The organism is Methylomonas sp. DH-1 (assembly GCF_046097555.1).
GTDB classification, from domain to species: domain Bacteria; phylum Pseudomonadota; class Gammaproteobacteria; order Methylococcales; family Methylomonadaceae; genus Methylomonas; species Methylomonas koyamae.
The window spans coordinates 3502480-3527859 of the sequence record NZ_CP143089.1 but is presented as its reverse complement, the minus strand read 5'-3'; the positions used below and the strand labels follow the sequence as shown (position 1 = coordinate 3527859).

General features: G+C 58.4%; 23 protein-coding genes. All 23 read left to right on the top strand.

All coding sequences use genetic code 11. From position 1 onward, the window contains the following. Positions 1–2: 2 nt before the first annotated feature. The 23 genes from pseI to rraA all read left to right on the top strand — a co-directional run bounded on the left by pseI (position 3) and on the right by rraA (position 25348). The gene (gene pseI, locus VXJ35_RS16010; RefSeq protein ID WP_064022337.1) at positions 3–1046 is read left to right on the top strand and encodes a pseudaminic acid synthase; all 1044 of its coding nucleotides are present in this window, start codon (positions 3–5) and stop codon (positions 1044–1046) included. A gap of 3 nt (positions 1047–1049) precedes the next feature. Further along, on the top strand, positions 1050–2120 hold the full coding sequence (locus VXJ35_RS16005) for a FemAB family protein (RefSeq protein ID WP_082880960.1): 1071 nt from the start codon (positions 1050–1052) through the stop codon (positions 2118–2120). A gap of 132 nt (positions 2121–2252) precedes the next feature. Further along, a complete protein-coding gene (locus VXJ35_RS16000; protein WP_064022336.1) occupies positions 2253–3149 on the top strand; it encodes a glycosyltransferase family 2 protein in 897 nt (298 codons plus the stop codon). A 1-nt stretch (position 3150) separates the two neighbouring features. Beyond that, entirely contained in the window at positions 3151–4023 is an 873-nt protein-coding gene (locus tag VXJ35_RS15995; protein ID WP_064022335.1) for a class I SAM-dependent methyltransferase, read from the top strand. Between the two features lie 42 nt (positions 4024–4065). Further along, a complete protein-coding gene (locus tag VXJ35_RS15990; protein WP_064022334.1) occupies positions 4066–5847 on the top strand; it encodes an ABC transporter ATP-binding protein in 1782 nt (593 codons plus the stop codon). A 153-nt stretch (positions 5848–6000) separates the two neighbouring features. Beyond that, on the top strand, positions 6001–6780 hold the full coding sequence (gene rfbF / locus VXJ35_RS15985; RefSeq protein WP_064022333.1) for a glucose-1-phosphate cytidylyltransferase: 780 nt from the start codon (positions 6001–6003) through the stop codon (positions 6778–6780). Continuing rightward, a complete protein-coding gene (rfbG, locus tag VXJ35_RS15980; protein WP_064022332.1) occupies positions 6770–7846 on the top strand; it encodes a CDP-glucose 4,6-dehydratase in 1077 nt (358 codons plus the stop codon). The genes rfbF and rfbG overlap by 11 nt, the downstream gene beginning before the upstream one ends. Beyond that, a complete protein-coding gene (locus VXJ35_RS15975; protein WP_197495860.1) occupies positions 7785–8393 on the top strand; it encodes a dTDP-4-dehydrorhamnose 3,5-epimerase family protein in 609 nt (202 codons plus the stop codon). The genes rfbG and VXJ35_RS15975 overlap by 62 nt, the downstream gene beginning before the upstream one ends. Next, positions 8390–9616 carry a class I SAM-dependent methyltransferase gene (locus tag VXJ35_RS15970; protein ID WP_064022331.1) on the top strand — a complete coding sequence of 409 codons (1227 nt, stop codon included), beginning with the start codon at positions 8390–8392 and terminating at the stop codon, positions 9614–9616. Before VXJ35_RS15975 ends, VXJ35_RS15970 begins: the two co-directional genes overlap by 4 nt. After that, positions 9616–10524 (top strand): NAD(P)-dependent oxidoreductase, encoded by a 909-nt coding sequence (locus VXJ35_RS15965; RefSeq protein ID WP_064022330.1) that lies wholly within the window; start codon positions 9616–9618, stop codon positions 10522–10524. The genes VXJ35_RS15970 and VXJ35_RS15965 overlap by 1 nt, the downstream gene beginning before the upstream one ends. 92 nt (positions 10525–10616) lie before the next feature. Further along, positions 10617–11306 carry a cephalosporin hydroxylase family protein gene (locus tag VXJ35_RS15960; protein WP_197495858.1) on the top strand — a complete coding sequence of 230 codons (690 nt, stop codon included), beginning with the start codon at positions 10617–10619 and terminating at the stop codon, positions 11304–11306. 56 nt (positions 11307–11362) lie between these two features. Next, entirely contained in the window at positions 11363–12418 is a 1056-nt protein-coding gene (locus VXJ35_RS15955; RefSeq protein WP_197495856.1) for an acyltransferase, read from the top strand. Beyond that, positions 12418–13572 carry a non-hydrolyzing UDP-N-acetylglucosamine 2-epimerase gene (gene wecB / locus VXJ35_RS15950; protein ID WP_064022328.1) on the top strand — a complete coding sequence of 385 codons (1155 nt, stop codon included), beginning with the start codon at positions 12418–12420 and terminating at the stop codon, positions 13570–13572. The genes VXJ35_RS15955 and wecB overlap by 1 nt, the downstream gene beginning before the upstream one ends. Before the next feature lie 12 nt (positions 13573–13584). Then, positions 13585–14835 carry a glycosyltransferase gene (locus tag VXJ35_RS15945; RefSeq protein WP_064022327.1) on the top strand — a complete coding sequence of 417 codons (1251 nt, stop codon included), beginning with the start codon at positions 13585–13587 and terminating at the stop codon, positions 14833–14835. Continuing rightward, positions 14828–15949 (top strand): polysaccharide pyruvyl transferase family protein, encoded by a 1122-nt coding sequence (locus VXJ35_RS15940; RefSeq protein WP_064022326.1) that lies wholly within the window; start codon positions 14828–14830, stop codon positions 15947–15949. Before VXJ35_RS15945 ends, VXJ35_RS15940 begins: the two co-directional genes overlap by 8 nt. Further along, on the top strand, positions 15946–17346 hold the full coding sequence (locus VXJ35_RS15935) for a hypothetical protein (protein WP_064022325.1): 1401 nt from the start codon (positions 15946–15948) through the stop codon (positions 17344–17346). Before VXJ35_RS15940 ends, VXJ35_RS15935 begins: the two co-directional genes overlap by 4 nt. Next, entirely contained in the window at positions 17343–18245 is a 903-nt protein-coding gene (locus VXJ35_RS15930; RefSeq protein WP_064022324.1) for a bifunctional 2-polyprenyl-6-hydroxyphenol methylase/3-demethylubiquinol 3-O-methyltransferase UbiG, read from the top strand. Before VXJ35_RS15935 ends, VXJ35_RS15930 begins: the two co-directional genes overlap by 4 nt. Before the next feature lie 109 nt (positions 18246–18354). Continuing rightward, a complete protein-coding gene (locus tag VXJ35_RS15925; RefSeq protein WP_064022323.1) occupies positions 18355–19158 on the top strand; it encodes a bifunctional 2-polyprenyl-6-hydroxyphenol methylase/3-demethylubiquinol 3-O-methyltransferase UbiG in 804 nt (267 codons plus the stop codon). Continuing rightward, on the top strand, positions 19145–20308 hold the full coding sequence (locus VXJ35_RS15920; protein ID WP_082880958.1) for a glycosyltransferase: 1164 nt from the start codon (positions 19145–19147) through the stop codon (positions 20306–20308). Before VXJ35_RS15925 ends, VXJ35_RS15920 begins: the two co-directional genes overlap by 14 nt. Positions 20309–20311: 3 nt before the next feature. Further along, the gene (gene asnB, locus VXJ35_RS15915) at positions 20312–22267 is read left to right on the top strand and encodes an asparagine synthase (glutamine-hydrolyzing) (protein WP_064022322.1); all 1956 of its coding nucleotides are present in this window, start codon (positions 20312–20314) and stop codon (positions 22265–22267) included. Beyond that, positions 22264–23406, top strand: coding sequence for a glycosyltransferase family 4 protein (locus VXJ35_RS15910; RefSeq protein ID WP_064022321.1), 1143 nt, complete (start codon positions 22264–22266; stop codon positions 23404–23406). Before asnB ends, VXJ35_RS15910 begins: the two co-directional genes overlap by 4 nt. An 85-nt stretch (positions 23407–23491) precedes the next feature. After that, positions 23492–24847, top strand: coding sequence for a tRNA 5-hydroxyuridine modification protein YegQ (gene yegQ / locus VXJ35_RS15905; protein WP_064022320.1), 1356 nt, complete (start codon positions 23492–23494; stop codon positions 24845–24847). Between the two features lie 15 nt (positions 24848–24862). Beyond that, a complete protein-coding gene (rraA, locus tag VXJ35_RS15900) occupies positions 24863–25348 on the top strand; it encodes a ribonuclease E activity regulator RraA (RefSeq protein ID WP_064022319.1) in 486 nt (161 codons plus the stop codon). The last annotated feature ends 32 nt before the right edge of the window (positions 25349–25380 follow it).

Here is a 25380-nt window from a genome sequence, read left to right as displayed (position 1 = left end):
ATATGCAAATAGCAAATAGACCTATTGGAACAGGCCATCGGCCTTTCGTGATCGCCGAAATGTCCGGCAACCACAACCAGTCGCTGGAAAGGGCGCTGGAAATCGTCGACGCTGCGGCCAAAGCCGGCGCGCATGCATTGAAAATCCAAACATATACCGCAGATACCATTACATTGGACGTCGGTGAAGGCGAGTTTTTCATTTCCGACCCGAATTCGTTATGGAAAGGAACCTCGCTGCATAAGCTGTATCAGCAAGCCTACACGCCGTGGGAATGGCATAAAGCCATTTTCGACCGTTGCCGCGAACTGGGGATGATCGGCTTTTCGACGCCGTTCGACGAGACTGCCGTCGATTTCCTGGAAGAGCTGGACGTGCCTTGCTACAAGATCGCGTCGTTCGAAAACATCCATCTGCCGTTGATTCGGAAAGTCGCGGCCACCGGCAAGCCAATGATCGTTTCCACCGGCATGGCAACCGTAGCGGAATTGGACGATACGGTGCGGGCGGCGCGCGAGGCCGGCTGCAACGATATCGTGTTGTTGAAGTGCACCAGTTCCTATCCGGCCACTCCGGAAAACACCAATATCCGAACCATTCCGCACCTGCGCGAATTATTCGGCTGTGAGGTGGGTTTGTCCGACCATACCATGGGCACCGGCGTTGCCGTCGCCAGCGTTGCGTTGGGCGCCAGCGTCATCGAAAAGCATTTTACGCTGTGCCGCGCCGACGGCGGCGTCGATAGCGCATTTTCATTGGAGCCGGCGGAAATGGCGGCATTAGTGGTCGAAACCGAACGCGCGTGGCAGGCCCTGGGCGCAATCAGCTACGGCGTAACGGAAGCCGAGAAAAAATCGCTGCAATTTCGCCGTTCTATTTACATTGCCCACGATATCGCCGCCGGCGAAACCTTGACTAGCGAGAATTTGCGCTGCGTCAGGCCCGGTCTGGGCTTGCCGCCCAAATACTACGAAACCTTGCTGGGGCGTAAGGTCAACCGCGATGTGAAAATGGGCACGCCGATGTCCTGGGACTTGCTCGGCTGAGTGATGGCGGAAAGCGAACACATTTTAGGTACGCGCTTACCTTTCGACCTCGATACAACGCTGGCCGCTGCGAATTTGAAGGCCAGGCTTTATGCAGTAGATCGCGATAGCTGGCGCAGTGCGGCCGATCGCGCTGAATATGTGCCGGTGGCTTACAGTAGAGCCATGACCGACTACCAGTTGGCTTACTGGCGCGACAGCGCGCAGGAAATATTCGACTTGTCGCTAGTGCTTTACCAGGACAAGCATCCCTGCGGGATATGGCCGCTAAGCCTTTCCGTCGCCGCTAGTGCGCGCATCGGCAGTAACGGCGATGCGCTGCTGCCGCCGCTGTTCGTTGCCGGATTGACGGCAAATGTCAGGAAAAAGCTGTTGCAAGGTTGTTTGGAAATCATCGATATGTTGGCGCGGAAATTCGATATCGGCCAATGGCAATCGGTCGATGCGTTCAGCAATCTGTCCGGCATCAGCGAATGGCAGCACTTGGCGTTGTGCCGCGGTGCCAGCGTAAATTGTAGCCACGAGTTGTTTATCGATTTGCAGCCTTCCGTAACGGAGATCAAATCCGGCTTTCGCAAGAGCTACCGGCCCCTGGTGTCGCTCGGCACCAAACTGTGGCAGATTTCGGTTTTGAACAGCCGCGACGATAATGTTTGGAGCGAATTTAAGAATCTGCATCGCGAAGTCGCCGGCAAGGTTACCCGCAGCGACGATAGTTGGCGCTTGCAACACGAAGCCATAGCGTCCGGCGATGCGTTTTTGGTGTATCTGCGCGACGCTGAGCAACGCATGGTCGGCGGCGGATTTTTTCAGGTGACCCGCGACGAAGGCGTCTATGCCGTGGCCGCTTACGATAGGGCTCTATTCGACAAGCCCTTGGGGCATGCGGTGCAGTATCGGGCCGTAGAGGAAATGAAAAATCGCGGCATCCGTTGGTACAAAATCGGCGCCCGGCCCTATCCGGGCGATCAGCCGCCGCCCAGCGCAAAGGAGTTGCGGATTGCCGAATTCAAACAGGGCTTTGCCTCGCATATTTTTCCGTGCTACCGCTTGACCTCCAGCATATGCCATTGATTTCTGCGTCCCGGAACCCGTCCTGCGCTCAAGATTTCGCCTATCGCCAGTCCATATGCACTCGATAACATTCAGCCCATTGCGTGGCAAAAACAGCGGCCGCAGTTTACCTAGCCGGCAAGGGGGGCGTTGATGGCAACTGTTTCCGTCGGCATCGTGTCGTATAACCGGCCGGAATTGCTGAAGCGGGCCATTGAATCGGCCGTGTCGCAAAGCTACCGCGATCTGGAAATTATCATCAGCGATAATGGCAGTACCGATCCGCGAGTTCGGCACATCATCGAACATTTCGCCGCTAACGACCCGCGCATCAAATGCCTGTTTCATTCGGTCAACCAGGGGGCGTTTTTCAATTTTCGTGAGGCGTTGAACGCCGCCACCGGCCGTTACTTCATCTGGCTGGCCGACGACGATTATTGGTGTTCTGAGTATTTGGCGCATATCGCGGTCCAAGCCGGACAGAGCGGCGCGGCATTGACTTACGGCCGTTGCGAGATCATCGATGCCGAGCAGGGTAGCGACGACCGTGTGGTCAAGGAAATGGCGACGGCTTCGAGCAGATTGGCGGCGATGGCCAATTTCGTGCGTCTCGACACCGATGCGGTTTTTTACGGTTTGTTTCCTACCGCATTGGGCCAGCGATTGGCCGGGTTGTTGCGATTTTGGCGAATACCGCCGAAGCTGGCCGCGGCTTGGCCGTTTCTTGAATATAATTTCGTCAGTTACGCCTTTATTTTCGGCCTGTTGAGTTCGGGCGGATATTGCAATGCCAGTAGCGAACATGCCGTGCATTTCGTCGGCGGCAGGGCGCCGTTTCCACATTCGCCCACGCTGGGTTGGCGCCATTTGTGGTTGTTTCTGATGTACGTCTCGGTTCACCTGCAAATGGCGGGCCGGTTTGCCCATGCCGCGTATTCCGCCGCCAGTTGGCCTGGCGTGCTGTTCTCGCCGGTTGCTGTGGGTTACTTGTTTTGCCGCCGGCTCGGCATGATTTTGAGCCAAAGATTAAACACACTGAAAAAGGTCTGAAATGAGCGTAAAAACCAAATTCAAGGATTGGCTGTATACAAACTATCCGGGATCGAAGCAAAAAGTGGAAAACTTCTTTGCCGATGCGCCGCTGCTGCGGAAACTGTTACGCGTCGGCTTTACCCCAACTTTTCAGGGCTGGGGCATGTCGACGTTTACCCATACGCCGTGGGGCAGCGCGACCGATTTGGGCGACATAGAGCAGGCGTTCAACGAAACCTGTAGCCAGTTAACAGAATTGGTTAAAAGCGACGGTTTCAAACTGACCCAATTCAAGCCGGCCGAACGCTTGAGTATGTTGAATTCGTTGATGTGGCGGCATTACATCGTATTTTGGAGCGCCACTTTTGCCGCCAAATACGCACCGCGCGGGACGCATAATTTCGTCGAATGCGGGGTTTGCGACGGCCTGACTTCGTTTTTTGCATTGAATGCGGCATCCCGCGGCGGCTCCGACTGGGGGGCTTACTTGTACGACGCCTGGGAGGCAATGCGCGGCGATTTGTTGTTGGATAGCGAGAAGGGCAACCAAGGCGAATATGCGTATTTGAACGTCGACGTGACTCGGGCCAATCTGGCCATGTTCGGCGAGCGGGTGCGCTTCAACAAGGGCTACATTCCGGAATCGTTTGCCGGCTCCGAGAATCCCGAGGCCATTGTTTGGATGCATATCGATTTGAATTCGGCGACGCCGACCATCGCCGCGCTCGATTTTTTCTGGCCGCGCATGGTATCGGGCGGGGTCGTGTTATTCGACGATTACGCCTGGCCCGGTTACGAAGACACCCGCAATCTGATCCTGCAATGGTTGAAAGGCAAGGACGGTACGTTGTTGCCGTTGCCTACCGGGCAAGCGCTGATCTTTAAACGCTAATCGCGGAAGCGAGCCGATGGGATACCGTTTTAAGGAGCAAAGATGCGTTTTTTAATGCTGGTTTTCAGGATCATTCCGGAAAATTGGCATCGGCGTTTTTTTGGCTTGGTCGCTTTGTATCTGCTGTTGGGCGTATTCGAGATGCTCGGCGTCGCCTCGATCATGCCCTTTGTCGCCTTATTGTCCGATCCGGCCGCGCTGGCCAAATCCTCGACCGGCCAGTTGTTCGCACTGGTCAGCCCCGTGCCGCTGGAGCAAATACCGGTACACGTGGTGGGCTTGGTCGTGCTGTTTTTATTCGTGTTCGGCAACGTGCTAGGCTTGGCGTCGATGTGGTTGTCGATCCGGTTTTCGGCGCGGTTGGGCGTCAGATTGGCCGGCGAATTATCGCTGAGCTTTTTCGCCAGGGGCTTGCCGTTTTTGCGGTCGCAGAATCCGACGATTCACGCCAACTATGTGGTCAGAGAAATCGATCGGGCCGTCTCGGGCGGCATTCTGCAATTGTGCCTGATCGTCAGTAAAACCTTTCAGGTGGCCTTGGTCGTAGTGCTGCTGGCATTGGTTTCGCCGCTGTTTTCCGCGGTCTTCGGTTTGGCGGCCATCGTCATGTACTCGTTGTTCTTTCGCGTGTTGAGAAAGAAAATGGCCGGGGCCGGCGAAGCCATTTTGCACGCTACCGGCAATGCCACCCGCGCCGCGACCGATTTGTTCGCGTCGGCCAAGGAAGTGTTGGTGCGCGGTAACCTGAATTACTTCGTCGACGGTCTGTGCGGCTGGTTGGATGAATACCACCATGCCGATCAGGTTTCCCGGGTGTATCCGATGGTGCCGAAATACCTGATCGAGCTGTTGGCGTTCTCGATGTTGTTGTCGTTGCCGATCTACCGTTCCTGGAGCGGCGGCGAATACCGTTCCTTGGTGCCGTTTATCGCGTTGTTCGCCTACGCCGGCTACCGCCTGTTGCCCAATTTGCAACAGGTTTACGCCAGTTTGAGCATACTGAAATTCAATGCTGCGGCGGTCGAGTATCTCGGCCAATGTTTGGCGGAAGCCAGGGCGCGGTCGGCGTCCGCCACTCGCATAGAACAGTTCGGACAGAGCATCGTCTTCGAAAACGTCGCTTACACCTATCCGGCCAGCGACGCTCCGGCGCTGGCCGGCGTCTCGTTAGCGATCGCTGCCGGCGAAAAGGTGGCGATCGTCGGCGTTTCCGGGAGCGGAAAAAGCACCTTGCTCGATTTGATCCTGGGATTGGTGCCGGCGGCGAGCGGCAGCATTGCGATCGACGGGGTCGAACTTGCCGATCAGCGTTTGTCCTGGGCGACCGAATTGGTCGGCTACGCGCCGCAAGCACCGCTGATTTTGGGCGCATCGGTGGCCGAGAATATCGCGTTCGGAATTCCGGCCGACATGATCGATGAACGCCGCTGCCGCGAGGTCGCCGATTTTGCAATGGCAGGCGACGTGGTCGCCAATTTGCCGCGCGGTATGGCCACGGTCCTGGGCGGAGACGGTGTGGCGCTTTCCGGCGGCGAAGCCCAACGCATATCGATTGCTCGCGCGCTGTACCACGATCCGCAAATCGTTGTGCTCGACGAGCCGTCCAGCGCCTTGGACCCGGTGTTGTCGGCCCGTCTGTTCGAAAAATTGTGCGCGACCGGCTTTAACAAAACGGTGGTCGCGGTGACCCATAACTGGGACGTCTTGCCCGGTTTCGATAAAATTGTCCTGATGGACTCCGGCCGATTGGTCGCAATCGGCAGCTACGCCGAGGTCGCGCCGCTGGTTGACGAGTTGCGCAAGCGCGAGCCGGCCGAAGTTTGACCGGCTCGGGTATCCACAAATTTCGCAGGTGAAAGCCGTCGGCCTATCGTGTATCATCCACCGTTTTTTGTTTGGCTCGCTCGCGTTGAAAAATAAAATGGTGCGCCCGTTACAGTCCCGCCGATTGGCTGCCGACCTTTTTAAAATAGATTCATGAAAGCAGTCATTCTGGCCGGCGGGCTCGGTACCCGCATCAGCGAAGAAACCGTTGCCCGACCCAAACCGATGATCGAAATCGGCGGCAAGCCGATTTTGTGGCACATCATGAAGATTTACTCCGCCCACGGCATTAACGAGTTCATCGTTTGCTGCGGTTACAAGGGCTATGTGATCAAGGAGTATTTCGCCAATTATTTTCTGCATATGTCGGACGTGACGTTCGACATGCAAAAAAACGAAATGGAAGTCCATCACCGCTATGCCGAACCGTGGCGGGTAACGCTGGTCGATACCGGCGACGACACCATGACCGGCGGCCGCTTGAAACGGGTCGCGGCCTATCTGCAAAACGAAACGGCGTTTTGTTTCACCTACGGCGACGGCGTCGCCGACGTCGATGTCTCAGCTTCAATTCGATTTCATCATAGCCACGGCAAACTGGCTACCGTGACCGCGGTGCAACCCGCCGGCCGCTACGGCGCATTGGATTTGGCCGGGACCCAGGTCAAAGGCTTCATGGAAAAACCGAAAGGCGACGGCGGCTGGATCAACGGCGGTTTCTTCGTGTTATCTCCGGAGTGCGTGCAATACATCGACGGCGATGCAACCCACTGGGAAGCCGAGCCGTTGACCCGTCTGGCGCAGCAGGGGCAGTTGATGGCTTTCGAGCACGCCGGCTTCTGGCAGCCGATGGATACGTTGCGCGACAAGAATCAGCTCGAGGAGTTGTGGCAATCCGGGGCCGCCCCGTGGAAGGTTTGGCATGAATCCTGAGTTCTGGCGCGGCAAGCGAGTGTTCGTCACCGGCCATACCGGTTTCAAAGGCGCTTGGTTGACGATGCTGTTGCATTCGTTGGGTGCGGAGGTTTACGGCTATGCGTTGCCTCCGGCCACCGAACCGTCTTTATTCGAGGAGGCCGGGGTAGAGTCGTTGCTCGCCGCGCATGTGTTGGCGGACATCCGCGATCTGCCGCGTTTGACGGCGGCGCTGGACCAAGCCCGGCCCGATATCGTCCTGCATCTGGCTGCGCAACCGCTGGTGCGTTATTCCTACCGCGAGCCGGTCGAGACTTTTCAGGTCAACGTGTTGGGGACGGTAAATTTACTGGAGGCCGTGCGCCGGCAGAGCACGGTTCGCGCGGTGGTCAACGTTACCACCGATAAATGCTACGAAAACCGCGAGTGGCTGTGGCCCTATCGGGAAAACGAAGCCATGGGCGGCCGCGATCCTTATTCCGCCAGCAAAGGCTGCGCGGAATTGGTGACGGCCGCTTACCGGGCGTCGTTTCTGGCGCAGGCCGGGGTTCATCTGGCATCGGCCCGCGCCGGCAACGTGATCGGCGGCGGCGATTGGGCGGAAGACCGCTTGATTCCGGACGCCCTGCGCGCGCTGGACCGCGGCGAAGAATTGGTGATTCGGGCGCCGAATGCGACGCGGCCCTGGCAGCATGTGCTGGAGCCGCTGTCCGGTTATCTGGCGTTAGCCGAGCATTTATTCGAGCATGGCGAATCATTCGCCGAGGGCTGGAATTTCGGGCCGCGGGAACAGGACGCCAAACCGGTGGCTTGGTTGCTGGGCGAATTGGCGAAGTGCTTCCCGGCGCTGAATTGGCGCTCCGAGCCGAGCGATCTGCACGAAGCGCATTTTCTGAGTCTGGACAGCAGTAAAGCCCGGCAGCGTTTGGATTGGCAGCCGCGCTGGCGCTTGCGGATCGCTATCGAAAAAACGGCTGCCTGGCATCAGGCCTGGCGCAATGGCGAGGACATGGCGGAGTTCAGTGCCGGACAAATTCGCGATTACCGGCAAGCACCGCATGGAGACGGTCTTGGCGCAATTTGAAGTCATCGCGACGCCGCTGGCCGGATTGAAATTGATTCGGCGGCGCTGCTCGGAAGATAGCCGCGGTTATTTTTCCCGGTTTTTCTGCGCGGCCGAATTGAACGCTGCCGGCTTTTCCGCGCCGGTCGCCCAGATCAACCAGACTCTGACTCGCCGTTGCGGTACGGTCAGAGGCCTGCATTTTCAAGCTCCGCCCCACGCCGAGATCAAATTGGTCAGTTGTCTCAGCGGACGGATATTCGACGTCGCGGTCGATTTGAGACGCGGATCGTCGACCTTTCTGCACTGGTTCGGCGTGGAATTGTCGGCGCAGAACCGCGAGTCGCTGTTGATTCCGCAAGGTTTCGCCCACGGTTTCCAGACCTTGGCGGACGACTGCGAATTGCTCTATCTGCACAGTACCGCCTATGCGCCGGCTGCGGAGGGGGCGTTGCATGCATTGGAGCCGAGAGTGGCTATCGACTGGCCGTTGGCGATTACCGAAATGTCGGAGCGCGACCGGCAGCACCCCAACTTAACATCCGATTTTCAAGGTATCGAGCTATGAAATGCCGTCATTGCGGTTCCGAACTCTCTCTGCCCTTGATCGATCTGGGTAGCGCTCCGCCTTCGAACTCCTATCTGACCGCAGACACTTTGCATGCGCCGGAACGCTGGTATCCGCTACGGGTTTTGGTGTGCGAGCAGTGCTGGCTGGTACAGACCGAGGACTACGCGCATTGCGCCGAATTTTTCTCGGCCGATTACGCCTATTTCAGTTCGTTCTCGACGACGTGGCTGCAGCACGCCGAAAATTACGTCGCGGCAATGGTTCGGCGTTTCGATTTGGATGCCGGCTCTTTAGTCGTGGAAGTCGCGTCGAACGACGGTTACCTGCTGCAATACGTGCAGGCGCGCGGGATCGGCGCTTTGGGGATCGAACCCACCGCGAGTACCGCCCAGGCCGCCCGCGAAAAAGGCCTGCAAGTGATAGAGGAGTTTTTCGGCGCACAGTTGGCCGAGCGGCTGGCGGCCGACGGCATTCGAGCCGATTTGATGGCGGCGAACAACGTGCTGGCGCACGTACCCGACATCAACGACTTTGTCCGCGGCTTTGCGCTGTTGCTGAAACCGGCCGGCGTGGCGACGTTCGAGTTTCCGCATCTGCTGAATTTGGTCGAAAGCAATCAGTTCGATACGATTTACCACGAGCATTTTTCCTACTTGTCGTTAACGGCGGTACAACGCATATTCGCCGAAAACGGTTTGACGCTGTTCGACGTCGAGGAATTGCCGACCCACGGCGGCAGCTTGCGGGTTTTTGCCCAGCGCACTGCAGATGGCGCGCAGCCGGTTGAGCCTAGCGTTGCCGAACTGTTGCGGCGCGAGGCCCAGGCCGGCATGGCCGCTACCGCTTTTTACGCCGGCTTCCAGAAGCGAGCCGATGCGCTAAAGAACGATCTGCTAAGCTTTTTGCTGGAAGCCGCCCGCAACGGCAAAAAAGTCGCAGCTTACGGCGCAGCGGCGAAAGGCAATACCTTACTGAATTATGCCGGTGTGCGTCCGGATTTGATTGGCTACGTCGTGGACCGCAATCCGGCGAAGCAGGGGAAATGGCTGCCCGGCAGCCGGATACCTATCGTCGACGAGCCGCATTTGCAACGCGATAAGCCGGATTATGTGTTGATTCTGCCTTGGAATTTACAGCGCGAAGTCATAGCGCAATTGGCTTATGTACGGGATTGGGGCGGCCGCTTCGCCATCGCGGTGCCGGAGTTAACGGTTCTCTAATGAGAATCGCGGTTACCGGCGCCGACGGCTTCATCGGCCGTTATCTACTGCCGATCTTGCTGGCGCAGGGTCACCAGGTCGCCGCCGTTTCCAGGCGGGCCGGCCACTTGCCGCAGCCCGGCCTGAGCTGGTTGCAGGCCGATTTGTTGGATGCCGGGCAAGTCAGGCAAGCGATGGCCGAAGCCGAGGCCGAGTGCTTGATCCACTTGGCCTGGTTTGTCGAGCACGGCCGATTTTGGACCGCGGCCGAAAACTTTGCCTGGTGCGATGCGACGGCCGTTCTATTGGCGGCGTTTAACGAGTTTGGCGGTAAGCGGGCGGTGTTGGCTGGAACCTGTGCCGAATACGATTGGAACTACGGCTATTGCGTTGAAGGTAAAACGCCAACCGTGCCGGCGACGCTGTACGGCAAGTGCAAAGATGCCGCCCGGCAATTTGCCGAACATTTTTGCCGCGACAACGGCATCGAGTGGGTGTGGGGGCGGATTTTTACGCCGTACGGGCCGGGTGAGCCGGCGGGGCGATTCGTGCCATCCGTGCTATCGGCCATGGGCCGGGGCGAAGTTTTGAAATGCAGCCACGGCCGGCAGTTTCGCGATTTTCTGCACGCCAGCGATGTGGCGGCGGCTTTCGCCCATTTGGCGGCAAACACGCCGGCGACCGGAGTGTTTAACATCGCCTCGGGCGAACCTATGCGACTGGCGGATATCGTGGCGATCTGCGCCGGGTTGTTCGAAGCCGAGCCGGCTGTCGAATTCGGCGCCGTACCGGTGGCCGAATACGATCCGCTGATGCTGGTCGGCTGCGCGGACAAGCTGGCCGCAACCGGTTGGGCTGCGCGGATATCGATCCGCGACGGCCTTGCCGATTACCGAATTAAAATTAACGAATTGAAGGGGAGTGAATGATGGATCCGGTAACACAGTTTGCGCTTGAAAGAGAGTCAATCCGCCAGGCTTTCGCGGCAAACAATGAGGGCGAACGGCTAACTCGCGCCTGGATGAATTTCGCTCAAGCCGGCAAATATTCATACCAATTCGACTGGATGGGGCGGCCGATCATTCAGTACCCGCAAGACATCGTGGCGATGCAGGAGTTGATTTGGTCGGTCAAGCCCGACCTGATCGTCGAGACCGGTATCGCCCATGGCGGCTCGTTGATTTTCAGCGCGTCGATGCTGGCGTTGCTGGACATGGCCGACGCGATCGAAGCCGGCGAACAGACGCTGAATCTGCGCGAGTGTCGCCGTAAGGTGATCGGCATCGATATCGACATTCGCGCCCATAACCGGGCCGCGATCGAAGCCCATCCGATGAGTGCGCGGATCGAAATGATCCAGGGTTCCAGCATCGCTCCGGAAACCGTGGCTCAAGTTAGAGCTCGCGCAGAAGGTTCGCAACGGATTTTGGTGTGCCTGGACTCCAACCACACCCACGACCACGTGCTGGCCGAGTTGGAAGCCTATGCGCCGCTAACCACGGTAGGCAGTTACTGCGTCGTGTTCGATACCATGGTCGAAGACATGCCGGCCGACCTGTTCCCGGACCGCCCCTGGGGGCCGGGCGACAATCCGAAAACCGCGGTCAGGCAATATTTGCAGTCGCATCCCGAATTCGAGATCGATAAAGGCCTGGACCATAAACTGCAGATATCGGTGGCCCCGGACGGCTTTTTGAAACGCCTGCGCTAAGCGCAGTCCGACCGCCGGCCTTGCCGATGCCCCGTTTTTCCGGTCTGCCCGTATCCATGCCTCACGCTCTTCCCGCGGCTGTCGGCCTCGACGCCGGTCCTGCGGTTGCGGTGCAACGCGGCGAGCGCATCCAAACCCTGGATTTTTTTCGCGGCATCGCCATTTTGATGGTGATTTGCGGCCATTTTCTGCCGCAGCGCTTGGTCTTCGGCGATTTGGCAGCATCGTTTGCGACCATGGGCAGGGGCGGCGTGATCGTATTCTTTTTGCTCAGCGGCTATTTGATTATCCGGAGTTTGCAGGGGTGCTCTATCGGGGCTTTCCTATGCCGGAGGTTTTTCAAAATTTTCCCGGCCTATTGGTTGAACCTGCTGGTCTTGTTCATTGCCGGGCAACTGGGTTTTGGTTTGGCGAGCCACTCCAATGCAACCTACTTGGCGAATTTTGCCATGCTGTCCGACCTGTTTAGGGTAGCCAATGTCAGCAATGTGTATTGGACTTTGTTGATCGAAGTGAAGTTTTACGTGTTTATCGCTTGCTATTTTCACTGGTTCGGAATCCGTTTCGTTTCCGCGGTGCCGTTATTGTTTACCGTGGCCAACGCTACGGTGTTTGCGCTCAGAGGCCAAGCCAGCCAGTTATTGACGTTTTTTCCGGTTTTTTTTGTCGGTATTCAGGTGTTGCTGGCCGAGAAATCGGGCTGGGCGAGATCGAACCTGTTGCGCTTGGTGTCGACCGGTCTGCTGGCCGGACTTAACATTGCCTTGTTCGACGGCATTTATCCGCTTTGGTCGATAGCCTATATCCTCGGGGGGGCTGCCGCCATGGTAGGGCTGTTGCAATCCGGATTCTCGCTGGGGTTGCTGGCCTTTTTCGGTAAGGTGTCCTATAGCAATTATTTGTACCATACCTTGGTCGGCTATTCGCTGTTTGAATGGATCGGCCGGCAACAGACCGTCGCCAGCAATCTGATCGCCGTTGCCGCCGTGGTGGTGGTATCGACGTGGGTGGCTTATCTGAGTTACATCCTGGTCGAGCTGCCGTCGGGACGGTTTTGCAAAGTTCATGAGCCGCGGTTTCTGCTGCGGTTCTCCAAGTTGCGGAGACGTTAATGTCAGCCGAAAAAACGGTTTTGGCGGTTTTGGGCACCCGGCCGGAGGCGATCAAGTTATCGCCTTTGGTTTTGGCCGGCAAACAACGCAAGCAATTCGATTTTTTGGTTTGCAACACCGGCCAGCACCGGCAGATGTCGGATCAGGTGCTGGATTTGTTCGGTTTGCAGGCCGATTTCGATTTGGATGTCATGCGAGCCGAACAAACGCTGACCGGTATCACGGTCGATATCCTGACGCGGATGCAAGATTGTCTGGACCGCTGCAGGCCGGATTGGGTCGTTGTCCAGGGCGATACGACGACCAGTTTCGCCGCGGCGCTCGCGGCGTTTTACCGCAAGATTCCGGTGGCGCATGTCGAGGCCGGCTTACGCACCGGCAATATCTATGCGCCGTGGCCGGAAGAAATGAATCGGCGCCTGGTGTCGGAATTGGCGACGCTGCACTTTCCGCCGACTCAGTCGGCCGCGGAAAATCTGCTGCGCGAAGGGATCGCTCCAGACCGCATGTTGGTGACCGGAAACACCGGCATCGATGCCTTGAAAGGCTTGGTCAAGCGCTTGGCGGACGACGCGATGCTGCGGGATAGGGCGGCCAATTTACTGAATGCGGCCGGTTTGAAAACCGGGAGTTGGTCGCAGGGCCGGCCTTATGTATTGGTCACCTGCCACCGGCGGGAAAGTTTCGGCGCCGGTCTCGAGGCGATTTGCACGGCGGTTTTGCGGCTTGCCAACCGGTTTCCGGGCTACGATTTTATCTATCCGGTACATCCGAACCCGCGGGTTCGGGAGACGGTAAACAGGCTGTTGGCTACCGGCATCGCCAATGTGCAATTGATCGAGCCTTTGGAATATTTGCCGTTCGTGCGCCTGATGGCCGAAGCCGAATTGATTTTGACCGATTCCGGCGGCGTGCAGGAGGAGGCGCCGAGCCTAGGCAAGCGCGTCGTGGTGTTGAGAGACGAGACCGAGCGAACCGAAGGTCTCGAAACCGGATTGATTCGCTTGGCCGGAACCGATCCCGAGAAAGTGGTCGGTTTTGCGCTGGACGCGCTGGAGGGACGATGGCCGCTCGCCGACAGTGCCGATGTCTACGGCGACGGCCGGGCGTCGGAACGCATAATCGACGCTATCGCCGCCCATTCCCCGCTTTAACTGCATTTTGCTATGAAAGTACTTGCCGTATCTTACGTGCTGCCGCCGAATTTGTATTCGCAGGCCATCCAAATCGGCCGCCTGCTTTACCACGCTCGATTGCCGATGGCCGCCGTTACCGGCCAAGTGGAGGCCTTGGCAAACGGTCTGGATGTTTATCCAGACTTCGACAGCCGTCTGCTGTTCAGATTGCCGGTAGCTTACCGCGCGCCGGTGTCGGGCCTCATGCACCGAATTGCGGCGAACCTGTTGCCCTTGTATGCGCGAGCGCCCGACGAATTTCTGGGTTGGGTGCCGCTGGCGGAGCGCGCCGTAGTCGAGCGTTTGGCCCAGGGCGATTTCGCGCCCGACGTTTTACTAACTTTCGGCGAGCCGATGTCCGATCATCTGCTTGGCCTGCGCCTGAAGCGCCGCTACGGATTGCCGTGGGTGGCGCATTTCAGCGATCCTTGGGCCGATAACCCGTTTCGGCGCCGATTTTTCTTGGCCAATATCCGTAACCGCCAATTGGAACGCGAGGTGATTGCCAACGCCGACCGCATCATTTTCACCTCGCAGGAAACCGTGGATTTGGTGATGGCCAAATATCCCGCGGCGTGGCGGCAAAAAGCCAGGGTCCTGCCGCACGGTTTCGAGCCCGACGCTTACGGCGACTCGCCGCGCGATCCGGATGCGCCGCTGCTGATCCGTTATTTGGGTAATTTCTACGGCCACCGTTCGCCGCAGCCGTTGTTCGAGGCTTTGGCGGCCATTCTGCGCGAGCGGCCGGACGAACTGCACGGCGTGCGGATCGAATTGGTCGGCGGAGTACCGCCCAGGATGCTGAAATCGGCAGCCTTCCGATCTTTGCCGGATGGGCTGCTGAAATTGGTGCCGACCGTCGATTATTCGGCTTCGCTGGCATTGATGAAACAAGCCGATTTGTTGTTGGTAATCGATGCGCCGGACGATTTGAGCGTGTTTCTGCCCGGTAAATTGGTCGACTATTTGGGCGCCGGTGTGCCGATTTTCGGCATCGTGCCGCCCGGCGCTTCGGCGCAGTTAATTTCCAAACTCGGCGGCGGCGTTGCCAATCCGCGCCGGCCGGCGGAAATCGCCGAATCTCTAACTCAGGCTTTGCGCAATATTCGCGAGCGCAGAGCGGCGGGAACTGGTCCGGCTTGGGGTAATCCGGAAGTGCGCGCGGCTTATAGCGCCGATGCGGTGGCAGAGCGGTTCCGTTCTATCGTTGGTGAACTGGCCGGCAGCGGTGCGGATGAATAAGCTTTTTCTGTACGGCTATTACGGCTTCGGCAACGTCGGCGACGATCTACTGTTGGCGGCGATTATCCGGCGCTTGCGCGCGGCGGTGCCGGGTGCGAGTTTTGCTGTGCGTAGCTTGCACCCGGTAGCCGAGTTGCAAAGCCGGGACATTGAATTTACTTGCCAGGAGCGGATTCTGTTGAATCCAAATCTGCCGAAGTGGCGGCGCTTGCTCGACTATCTGCTTGCCAACTGGCGGGCGCTGGCCGGTTGCCGGGCTATGGTTTTCGGCGGCGGTACGCTGTTTCATGCGCGTGGCGGCGCGTTGACCAATCTGCTGTTGATTTTTCTGGCGGTACTTCAAGCGCGGTTGCGGGGCGTCCGGGTGTTTGTGCTTGGGGCCGGTGTCGCTGAAATGCCGGGCATCGCGGCCAGATTACTGATGGCGGCGATTTTGGCGCTAAGCGACGATTTTGCCGTGCGCGATGCCTCGTCGTGGCGCCATTGCCGGCAGGTTTTCGGCGGCAAGCATGTCCGGCGCACGGCGGATCTGGTGTTTTCATTGCAGTTGCCGGCGGTGCCGGCAACCTCGGCCGGCAAAACCATCGGCGTCACGTTGGCGGCCAGCGATATTGGCTCTGCGATCGGCGCCTACCCCCAGTTTTTTACCGCCCTTGCCGCGGATTTGGCGTCTTTGCGCGACAACGGCTGGTCGATCCGGCTGTTGTCGTTTCAAGAATTGGACGATCCGCAGGCCGGCGTGTCCGACACCCAATTGCTGCAGGCCATCGGTATCGAGGGGGAGCGCGTCGAACTGCAAAGGGTATCGTCCGATCCCGAGGCATTGTGCCGGCAATTCGCCGAACTCGATATCGTTGTCGGTATGCGGTTTCACGGCCTGGTCATGGCGGCTTTGCTGGGGCTGCCGTTTGTCGGGATCGGCCGCGACAGTAAGCTTTTGGACTTTTGCCAGGATGCCGGTATGCCGTTTTTATCGCTTGCCGACGTCAACGCCGGCCAGATCGCCGAGACCATAGTGGGCGCTGCGGGGCGAATGCTGGATAGTGCCAATCTTGCCTCCTGGCAAGCCTTGTCTGCGGAAAATTTCGGCCCAATCGAGGAATACCTGAAATGAGGGTGATTTTGCACGGGTTCGGCTCGTTCCCGATTCTGTTTTACCACGTGATCGAATACGCCAGGCGCCGCTATCCGGAAGTGGAATGGGCGATCATCTTGTCTTCGCCGCACCACGAGGCGTTGATGGTGTCGCTGCTCGGCCGGGACAATGTGTTTGTACTGAACGCCAATGATGGCTCTTGCTCGGCGGCAGAGAAAGATTGGCTGTATCCGGGCAGCCTGCACCGCGATATCGACAGCGAAAAGCGCAATTTCAAATTCGCCCGCTCGCATATCCAATTGCAAAGGGCGATGAATTTGTACCGCGGCGCCAGACGCTTTATGGCCAGGTTTAAGCCCAGCCACGCCTTGGTTTCGCAGGTGGAAGGTCTGGACGGCAAGGTGTTTCTGGCCTGCGCCAAGCAGATGGGGATACCGGTCGTCGTGCCGACCCATTGCCGCAATTTGGGCGGGATATTTTTCTCGCCGGACGATTGCGAATCCTTGCCGCCTTATGCAAATGCCGCCGACTCCGCGGCGCGGCAGGCTGCGGCAAGCTTTCTTCGCGAGTTCCGGCAGGCGCCGAAAGCGCCGGCAGTCGGCCAAGGTCTTGCTGAAGACCCTATTCTGTCCGGCTTCCAAAAGCCTTTCCTGCAACGTGTGGGTGCGGCCTTACAACGCCGCTTCGACGCCAGCGAAGCTTTCGAATGGGATTACCTGCGTGCGGCCTTTTTGAATAATTTGCCGTGGTTGCGGGATGCTATTTGGAACTTGCGGCGTTGGAAAAACCAACGGTTATGCGACATTACCGGCCTGGAACAGTTGCCGGACAAGTTCGTGTTTTATCCGTTGCAGTATTCGCCCGAGTCGTCGATCAATACGCCGGCACCGTATTTCGTCGATCAGATGCGGGCGATTGATGCAATTCGGCACGCGTTGCCCAGCGACGTGGTTCTGCTGATTAAAGAACATCCGGCCTGCATTCTGCTGCGACGCGGCAGTTTCGTCCGCGAGTTGCTGCATAAGTCCGGCGTGGTAGTGGCGCATTACGCGTTGCCGTCGGCGGAAATCGTAAAACGGGCGCACGTTACGATTTCGGTGACCGGCACCGCCACCTTCGAAGCCTATCTGCTGGGCCGGCCGTCGGTTACCTTGGGCAATGCCTTTTTCTCCGAGGCTTTGGGCGGCGTCTGTAAGCTACACGATCTGCGCGCGAAAATTGCCGAACAATTGGATAGCAAAATCGACGACGCCGACATTATCGATTTTCTGGCACGCGTGTTCTCGGTACGCAAACAGATCGTGTTCGGTTCGCCCGGCATGGCCGGCGAACCGGTATTGCGCGAGCGCAATGTTGCCGCATTTGCCGAAGGCTTTATGCAACATTGCCGGGCTATCGACGGAGCGAACGAATGAATACGGCGCCGCTAGAGCAGAATCTGACCTGTCCGATTTGCGCTGCCGAGCAGTCCAGGCCTATACCGTTCCGGGACCCCGACTCCGGGCTACGGGTATTAAAATCTGCCGGTTACCATTGGCGTTTATGCGGCAATTGCGGCAACGCCTTCCCGACGCAGACCGTTTCGTTGGCGGAACTGCAGCAATACTGGGACCGCAACCGGGTCATTGAAGATACGCCTGCGGCCGACACCGAGACAGTCTGGCAAAGCCGATGGCAGGCCAGCCAAGTCTGGGCGCAGCGCACATACGATTTTCTCGCACCGTTTTTGCGCCCGGATATGCGGCGTTTTCTCGATGTCGCCTGCGGGCTCGGTGCAACCGTGGCACTATTTCGCGACAAAGGCTGGCAGGCTGAGGGGGTCGACGCCGATCCGAACACGCGGCAATTCCACGAGAAAGCCGGGATCGCGGTGACGATAGGGCAGGTGGAAAACTTGCAGCCGGGTGCGGCTTTCGATGTGATTTCGATCGCGCATGCGATTTATTTCGTCAGCCGGCCGCGGCAGTTCGTGCAGCGGGTTGCGGCGATGCTGAAACCCGACGGCCTGTTCGCCGTTATCGTTAGCGATTTGTTGTCGTCGTTGAGCGACAGTTGTCCGGGTTACGCTCACACTTGGTATCCGAGCGCCGATGCGCTGGTTTACTTGTTGCAGCAGGAAGGCTTCGTCGTGATTGCGCGCCGCTCTATGAAAGGTTCGATCATGATCTTGGCAAAACGGGGCGAAGCCGCGGCGCCGCGGGCGTTTCCGCGCCGCGACTACTGGCTGCATATGAGTCAGGCCTGGCGCTTCAAATTGTTGGGCCGGCCGTATCGCTGCTTGGTGAATAGGTTGAAAAAGCTGTTGCGGAAATAGTTTGGCGTACTTGAGCGCGATGGCAATTCGGATATCCGGCCAGTGGCCGGAGTCGGCAAATTTGGGGTGCGGTCGGTCCGCGCCGCTTTGAGATTAGGGGAGAACTGGCATGGGGCACGCGGCTGAGGTCGAGTCCGGACAACGTTTTGAATTTGGCGAGAATTGGGTGCGTTTCTTGTCCGAACTGTCGGACGAAAAAATCGCTGCGGCGGAAGCGTCGCTGAAACGGATGCTGGGCGTCGAGTCCTTGCAAGGCAAGACCTTTCTCGATGCGGGCTCCGGCAGTGGCTTGTTTTCGCTGGCGGCGGCACGTCTAGGCGCGACGGTGCATTCCTTCGATTTCGATCCGAGTTCGGTTAAATGCACCGAACGGATCAAGCAGCTTAAATTTCCGGATTGCGAACGTTGGCGTATCGAGAGCGGATCGGTACTGGATCAAGGCTATGTCTCGGCGTTGGGCGCTTTCGACGTGGTCTATTCCTGGGGTGTGTTACACCATACCGGCGATATGGCCGGGGCATTCGCCAACATTGCCGGTTGCGTCAAACCGGGCGGTTTGCTGTTTGTCGCGATCTATAACGACCAAGGCTGGGTCAGCCGCTATTGGACTTGGGTCAAACGTTTGTACAACCGCAGCAATGTCGCCAAACCGGTATTGATTGCGTGCCACGCCCCCTATTTGCTGGGTTTACGCTGGCTGGTGCGGGCAATCAGCGGTCGGCTGTCGATCGAGCGCGGCATGACGATTTGGTACGACATGATCGATTGGCTGGGCGGGTACCCGTTCGAGGTGGCCAAGCCGGAACAAGTCTTCGCGTATTTCCGCGACCGCGGTTTTACGCTGACCGAGATGACGACTTGCGGCGGCCGCATGGGTTGTAACGAATTCGTATTCCGCCTTGCCAGCCGCTAACGCCAATCGCATCGTCGTCGTCCATGTCATCACCGGCCTCAACGTTGGCGGGGCCGAGCGCATGCTGTGGAAATTGCTGGTACATGCCGACCGGCAGCGTTTCGATATGCGGGTGGTTTGCCTGATCGGCGACGGGCCGGTCGCGGACGATATCCGTGCCTTGGGCATACCGGTATTGTGTTTGGGAGCGCAATCGCCGGCGGGAGGTTTGCAGGCGCTCGGACGCTTGCGCCGGTATTTGCGCGCGGCACGGCCCGACATTCTGCAAGGCTGGATGTACCACGGCAATTTCGCGGCCTGGGTCTGTCGCTGGCTGGCTGGTCGGCGGGTACCGTTGATCTGGGGCGTGCGGCAAAGCCTTTACGACATCAATAAAGAAAAGCCGGGCACCGCAAAAGTCATCCGACTGTGCGCCTGGTTGTCCGGGGCGGCGACCAAAATCCTATACAACTCGCAAACGGCTAGGCAACACCATGAAAACTTAGGCTACGCAGCGGAGTGCGGCGATTGGTTGCCGAACGGTTTCGACACCGACTTATTCCGGCCGGACCCGACAACGCGGACTACATTGCGGGAAGAACTTGGCTTGCAGCCGCAAGCGGCGTTGGTCGGCATGGTTGCCCGCTACGATCCGATGAAAGGCCATGCCAATTTTCTAAAGGCCGCCCAGCTATTGGCCGAGCGGCGCAACGATGTGCATTTTGTGTTAGTTGGCCGCGGCGTCGACTCGCAAACCCGCTTGTTTGCCGATGCCGAACGCGCGTCCGCTTTGCAAGGTCGGTTGCATCTATTGGGCGAGCGCCAGGATATTGCAAACATCACTGCCGCGTTGGATATCGCCGTCACGCCTTCGGTTTCGGAAGGCTTCGCCAATGCGATCGGCGAAGCGATGAGTTGCGCGGTGCCGTGCGTGGTGACCGACGTCGGCGATTCCGCAGCGGTTTTGGGCGAGGGCGGCCGCGTTGTGGCGCCCGAGGACGCGCTAGCCTTAGCTGATGCGATATGCGAGTTGCTCGATTTATCCGGAGACCGGCGGCAGGCGATTGGTATGCAGGCCCGGCAGCGGGTGTTGGCGCAATTTTCGATTCAAGCGGTGGTCGAGCGCTACCAGGAACTTTATCTGCGGTTGACGGCAACCGAGGATGCGTAAGGCATGTGTGGCATAGCTGGTTTTTTTGGCATCGGCCTGTCCGCCCCCGATGCGGTTCTGCAAGCGATGGGCGATGGGATTCGCAGCCGCGGCCCCGACGACAGCGGAATTTTCCGGAGTGCTGAGGACGGTATCGGCTTGGTGCATCGCCGGCTGTCCATCGTCGATTTGTCGCCGGCCGGGCATCAACCGATGCAGTCGTCGTGTCGGCGCTACGTCATCGTTTTCAACGGCGAGATCTACAACCATCCGGCGTTGCGCGAGCAACTCGAGCGGGCCGGGCAAGCACCGGTTTGGCGCGGACATTCCGACACCGAGACCTTATTGGCCGCCATCGCCGCCTGGGGCTTGCGCAAAGCGCTGGAGTCGGCGGTAGGCATGTTCGCGCTGGCGCTGTGGGATCAGGAAAAGCGCGAGTTATCGCTGGCGCGGGATCGCTTGGGCGAAAAGCCGTTGTATTACGGCCGCGTCGCCGGCGGTTTGGCCTTTGCTTCCGAACTGAAGGCTTTGCGCGTAATCCCGGGCTTTGTCGGCGAAGTTAATCGACAAGCCTTGGCGTTGTATATGCGCCACAATTATGTTCCCGGCCCGTTCTGCATTTATGCCGGAATCGACAAGCTAATTCCAGGTAGTCTTGTAACGTTCAACCGCCAACACATTGCCTCAGGCAATTTTCCGGAACCCGAGCGGTTTTGGTCCGCTGCGGCCGCTGCCAAAAATGGCTTGATCGAGCCGCTGCAGTTTAGTTCCGCGGACGAGGCGGCCGACGCGCTGGAACAAAAGTTACGCGCCACGTTGCGCGGCCAAATGATGGCGGATGTGCCGTTGGGCGCATTTTTGTCGGGCGGCGTCGATTCTTCGGCGATTGTCGCATTGATGCAGGCCGAGGCGCGGGCTGGTGGAGCGCCGCCGGTCAAGACTTTTACCATCGGCTTTGGCGAGGATGCGTTCGACGAGGCCCGCTATGCGCAGGCGGTGGCCCGGCATTTGGGTACCGAGCACAGCGAGCTTTACGTTACCTCTCATGACGCATTGGCCGTCATTCCGGAATTGCCGGCGATTTATGACGAACCGTTTGCCGATTCCTCGCAATTGCCGACTTGCCTGGTTTCGCGCATGGCTCGGCAGCAGGTTACCGTGGCGTTGTCCGGCGACGGCGGCGACGAATTGTTCGGCGGCTACGACCGCTATCGGATGGCGCAGAGGCTTTGGGCCAAGCTGGCAGCGGTGCCTTTGCCGTTACGCAAAGCGCTGGCCGGCATGTTACGCAGCGTGCCGGTCAACGGTTGGGATGCTTTATACGGCGTTGCCCAGCCGTTGTTGCCGGCCGGCATGCGTAGCGGTTTTCCGGGGGATAAAATCCATAAAGGGGCCGGCCTGTTGCATAGCGCCAATCCGGCCGAGTTGTATTTGAACTTGATCAGCCATTGGCAACCGGACCAGGTGGTGCTCTGCAACGATCCGGGAACGGGCTTGCTGCAACAATGGCCGGATTTGCCGGAGTTGTTCGAACAAATGATGTTGTTCGATAGCTGCAGTTATCTGCCGGACGACATTTTAGTCAAGGTCGACCGGGCAGCGATGAACGTCGGCCTGGAAACCCGGGTGCCGCTGCTCGACCACCGCTTGTTCGAGTTTGCCTGGAAATTGCCGCGGCAGATGAAAGTGCGGGACGGCGAAGCCAAATGGCTGTTACGCCGGGTGTTGTACCGGCATGTGCCGCGCGAGTTGATCGAACGGCCGAAAATGGGCTTTGCCGTGCCGCTCGAGCAGTGGCTGCGCGGGTCGTTGCGCGATTGGGCCGAAGCTTTGCTCGACCGTTCCCGGCTGAGCCGCGACGGTTATTTCGATCCGGAGCCGATCAGGCGCAAATGGGCCGAACATCTGTCCGGCCGACGCAATTGGCGATTTTTGTTGTGGGATGTTTTGATGTTCAACGCCTGGTTAGATCAGCAATGAGTTACAAATTATTGGTGGTCTGCAACGACCTGGATTTTTTTCTGCTGCACCGACTGCCGGAAACCAGCGGTGCGCTGAGACAGGGCTACGAGGTCCATGTCGCGACGCCGCCCGGAGCGCGCACGGCGGAAATCGGCAAGCTCGGTTTTATTTACCACGAATTGCTATTGACTCGGAGCGGGCAAAATCCGTTAGCCGAATTGGCGGCGCTGCGGGCGATGTATGCCTTATTCAAGCGGGTGCAACCCGACCTGGTTTACCTGATGACGGTCAAGCCGATTTTGTACGGCGGTATCGCCGCGCGCTTGGCGGGAGTCAAGGCCGTGGTTGCGGCGGTATTCGGCATGGGCTACCTGTTTACCGATACCCGGCTTAAAACCCGGATAGTCAGAGCCTTGGTGTCCCGGCTTTACCGTTTGGCGCTGGGGCATCGCGATATTCGCGTGATCTTTCAGAATCCGACCGACCGCGATCTGATGCTCGAACTCGGTGTCGTTTCTCCGGAACAAACTGTTTTGGTGCGCGGCTCCGGAGTCGATTTGCAGCGCTTCGCAGTCGCACCGGAGCCTGCCGGCAGGCTGCAGGTCTTAATGGCGGCACGCTTGCTTTACGATAAAGGCGTCAGGGAATATGTCGAGGCCGCCCGCTTGTTGCGACAGCAGGGCGTAGACGCGTGCTTTGTACTGGTCGGCGACCGGGATGACGGCAATCCATCCAGCCTGAGCCGGCAGGAGGTCGAGGCGTTGCGCGCCGATTCGAATATCGAATTCCTCGGTTTTCAAACGAATATGCCGCAACTGTTGGCCGCTGCCAATATCGTGGTGTTGCCGTCCTACCGCGAAGGCTTGCCCAGAGTGTTGGAAGAAGCTGCCGCCTGCGGGCGGGCGGTGGTCACCACCGATGTGCCGGGCTGCCGCGATGCGATAGAAGCCAATGTCAGCGGGCTGTTGGTCCCGGTACGAGACGCCGCTGGCCTGGCGGATGCGATCCGGCGTTTGTTGGAGGACGGCGAGTTGCGGCGGGAGATGGGGCGGCAGGGGCGGCAACTGGCCGAACGGCGCTATGCCGTCGCCGCCATCGTCGACGCTCATCTGGCGATTTACCGTGAATTGCTGGCCGCCAGCGGCGCCGTTGGATAGCTTCGTGCGATTGGGCGTCATGTAGTGGCCTGATTTTGCCCGAAATTTTGCTAGAATGGCCGCTATTTCCTTTTTTGTAGTTGACATGAAACACATCGAACTCCTTTCCCCGGCCGGTACCTTACGCAACATGCGTTACGCTTTTGCCTTCGGCGCCGATGCGGTCTATGCCGGGCAGCCGCGCTATAGTCTCAGAGTGCGCAACAACGATTTCCTATCTGAAAATCTGGCCAAAGGCATTGCCGAGGCGCACCGGTTGGGCAAGAAGTTTTTTCTGGCCGCCAACGTGATTCCGCATAACGCTAAGATCAAAACCTTTTTGAAGGACATGGCGCCGATTATCGCGATGCAGCCCGACGCGCTGATCATGGCTGACCCGGGTTTGATCATGATGACGCGCGAACAATGGCCGGAGATGCCGATTCATTTGTCGGTACAGGCTAACACCGTCAACTATGCCAGCGTCAGATTTTGGAAAAGCATGGGCGTGGAAAGGGTGATTCTGTCGCGCGAGCTGTCGCTGGACGAGATCGCCGAGATTCGCCAGCAATGCCCCGATATGGAACTGGAAGTGTTCGTCCATGGCGCATTGTGTATCGCCTATTCCGGCCGTTGCCTGTTGTCCGGCTACTTCAATCATCGCGATCCTAACCAAGGCACTTGTACCAATTCCTGCCGCTGGAAATACGATACCAAGTCGGCGGTGGAAAATGCCGAAGGCGATTATTTGTTGGCCGATAGCGCAGTTATTTCCATGAACGATTTGAACCAAGGGCTAAACACCGCCAGTTGCGGTGGCGCCGAGCGCCATCCTTTGGCCGACAATATCTACTTCCTGGAGGAAGAAGGCCGGCCGGGCGAGTTATTGCCGGTGATGGAGGACGAAAACGGCACTTACATCATGAACTCGAAAGACTTGCGTGCCATCGAGCACGTGCAGCGGCTGGTGGAAATCGGCGTCGATAGTTTAAAGATCGAGGGCCGCACCAAATCGCATTTCTACGTAGCGCGTACTGCTCAGACTTACCGCCAGGCCATCGACGATGCGCTGGCCGGGCGGCCGTTCCAGCCGGAATTGCTGGGCATACTGGATAATCTGGCTAACCGCGGTTACACCGACGGTTTTTACCAGCGCCACCATACCCACGAACACCAAAACTACCTGTCCGGTTATTCCAAAAGCCACCAGCAACAGTTCTGCGGCGAGATTACCGGCTTCGATACCTCGACCGGCATGGCCGACGTCAGCGTCAAAAACAAGTTTGCGCTGGGCGACAAATTGGAACTGATTCTGCCGAGCGGCAATCGGGATATCGTCGTGGAACGCATGGTCGATAAGTACGGCCAGCCGATGCAGGAAGCGGCCGGCGGCGGCTACGAAGTGAAGATTCCGCTACCGACCGCGGATTGCGATTTCGGTTTGTTGGCGCGTTATTACTGATTCGCGGAGGCGAGCATGAGTTTCGATACGGCGGATTTATGCGACCGTTTTGGCCAAAGCGACAGTTTTCAGGTCGCGGAACCCGTGCTGCGCCACTTCGGCGGCTCGCGCCGGTTCTGCGGCCAAATCACGACGTTAAAAGTGTTCGAGGATAATTCGCTGGTCCGCGCCACTTTGGCGGAAAAAGTCGACGGCCGAGTGCTGGTGGTCGATGGCGGCGGTTCCAAGCGTTGCGCGCTGATCGGCGATACCCTGGCCGGCTTGGCACTGGATAACGGTTGGCAGGGTATCGTGGTCTACGGCAGCATCCGCGGCTCCGAACTGATCCGGCAACTGCCGATCGGCGTGATGGCGCTGAACACCAATCCGTTGCGCAGCAACAAGCACGGCCACGGCGACCGCGACGTGATGATCACTTTTGCCGGCGTCAATTTCAAAAAAGACCATTATTTATATGCCGATGGCGACGGAATTATCGTCGCGGATGCGAAATTGGATTAGAATTGCCTCGTCTTAACCTAGTAAAAAAGTCA

What these genes read in the sequence shown, in the direction of transcription:
- pseI (WP_064022337.1), top strand. Translation starts at nt 3, where the DNA reads ATGCAAATAGCAAATAGACCTATTGGAACAGGCCATCGGCCTTTCGTG.
- VXJ35_RS15965 (WP_064022330.1), top strand. Translation starts at nt 9,616, where the DNA reads ATGAGAATCGCGGTTACCGGCGCCGACGGCTTCATCGGCCGTTATCTA.
- VXJ35_RS15910 (WP_064022321.1), top strand. Translation starts at nt 22,264, where the DNA reads ATGAGTTACAAATTATTGGTGGTCTGCAACGACCTGGATTTTTTTCTG.
- VXJ35_RS15935 (WP_064022325.1), top strand. Translation starts at nt 15,946, where the DNA reads ATGAGGGTGATTTTGCACGGGTTCGGCTCGTTCCCGATTCTGTTTTAC.
- VXJ35_RS15940 (WP_064022326.1), top strand. Translation starts at nt 14,828, where the DNA reads ATGAATAAGCTTTTTCTGTACGGCTATTACGGCTTCGGCAACGTCGGC.
- rraA (WP_064022319.1), top strand. Translation starts at nt 24,863, where the DNA reads ATGAGTTTCGATACGGCGGATTTATGCGACCGTTTTGGCCAAAGCGAC.
- asnB (WP_064022322.1), top strand. Translation starts at nt 20,312, where the DNA reads ATGTGTGGCATAGCTGGTTTTTTTGGCATCGGCCTGTCCGCCCCCGAT.
- VXJ35_RS15995 (WP_064022335.1), top strand. Translation starts at nt 3,151, where the DNA reads ATGAGCGTAAAAACCAAATTCAAGGATTGGCTGTATACAAACTATCCG.
- VXJ35_RS15930 (WP_064022324.1), top strand. Translation starts at nt 17,343, where the DNA reads ATGAATACGGCGCCGCTAGAGCAGAATCTGACCTGTCCGATTTGCGCT.
- VXJ35_RS16000 (WP_064022336.1), top strand. Translation starts at nt 2,253, where the DNA reads ATGGCAACTGTTTCCGTCGGCATCGTGTCGTATAACCGGCCGGAATTG.
- VXJ35_RS15925 (WP_064022323.1), top strand. Translation starts at nt 18,355, where the DNA reads ATGGGGCACGCGGCTGAGGTCGAGTCCGGACAACGTTTTGAATTTGGC.
- rfbF (WP_064022333.1), top strand. Translation starts at nt 6,001, where the DNA reads ATGAAAGCAGTCATTCTGGCCGGCGGGCTCGGTACCCGCATCAGCGAA.
- yegQ (WP_064022320.1), top strand. Translation starts at nt 23,492, where the DNA reads ATGAAACACATCGAACTCCTTTCCCCGGCCGGTACCTTACGCAACATG.
- VXJ35_RS15960 (WP_197495858.1), top strand. Translation starts at nt 10,617, where the DNA reads ATGAATTTCGCTCAAGCCGGCAAATATTCATACCAATTCGACTGGATG.
- wecB (WP_064022328.1), top strand. Translation starts at nt 12,418, where the DNA reads ATGTCAGCCGAAAAAACGGTTTTGGCGGTTTTGGGCACCCGGCCGGAG.
- VXJ35_RS15970 (WP_064022331.1), top strand. Translation starts at nt 8,390, where the DNA reads ATGAAATGCCGTCATTGCGGTTCCGAACTCTCTCTGCCCTTGATCGAT.
- VXJ35_RS15945 (WP_064022327.1), top strand. Translation starts at nt 13,585, where the DNA reads ATGAAAGTACTTGCCGTATCTTACGTGCTGCCGCCGAATTTGTATTCG.
- VXJ35_RS16005 (WP_082880960.1), top strand. Translation starts at nt 1,050, where the DNA reads ATGGCGGAAAGCGAACACATTTTAGGTACGCGCTTACCTTTCGACCTC.
- VXJ35_RS15990 (WP_064022334.1), top strand. Translation starts at nt 4,066, where the DNA reads ATGCGTTTTTTAATGCTGGTTTTCAGGATCATTCCGGAAAATTGGCAT.
- VXJ35_RS15955 (WP_197495856.1), top strand. Translation starts at nt 11,363, where the DNA reads ATGCCTCACGCTCTTCCCGCGGCTGTCGGCCTCGACGCCGGTCCTGCG.
- rfbG (WP_064022332.1), top strand. Translation starts at nt 6,770, where the DNA reads ATGAATCCTGAGTTCTGGCGCGGCAAGCGAGTGTTCGTCACCGGCCAT.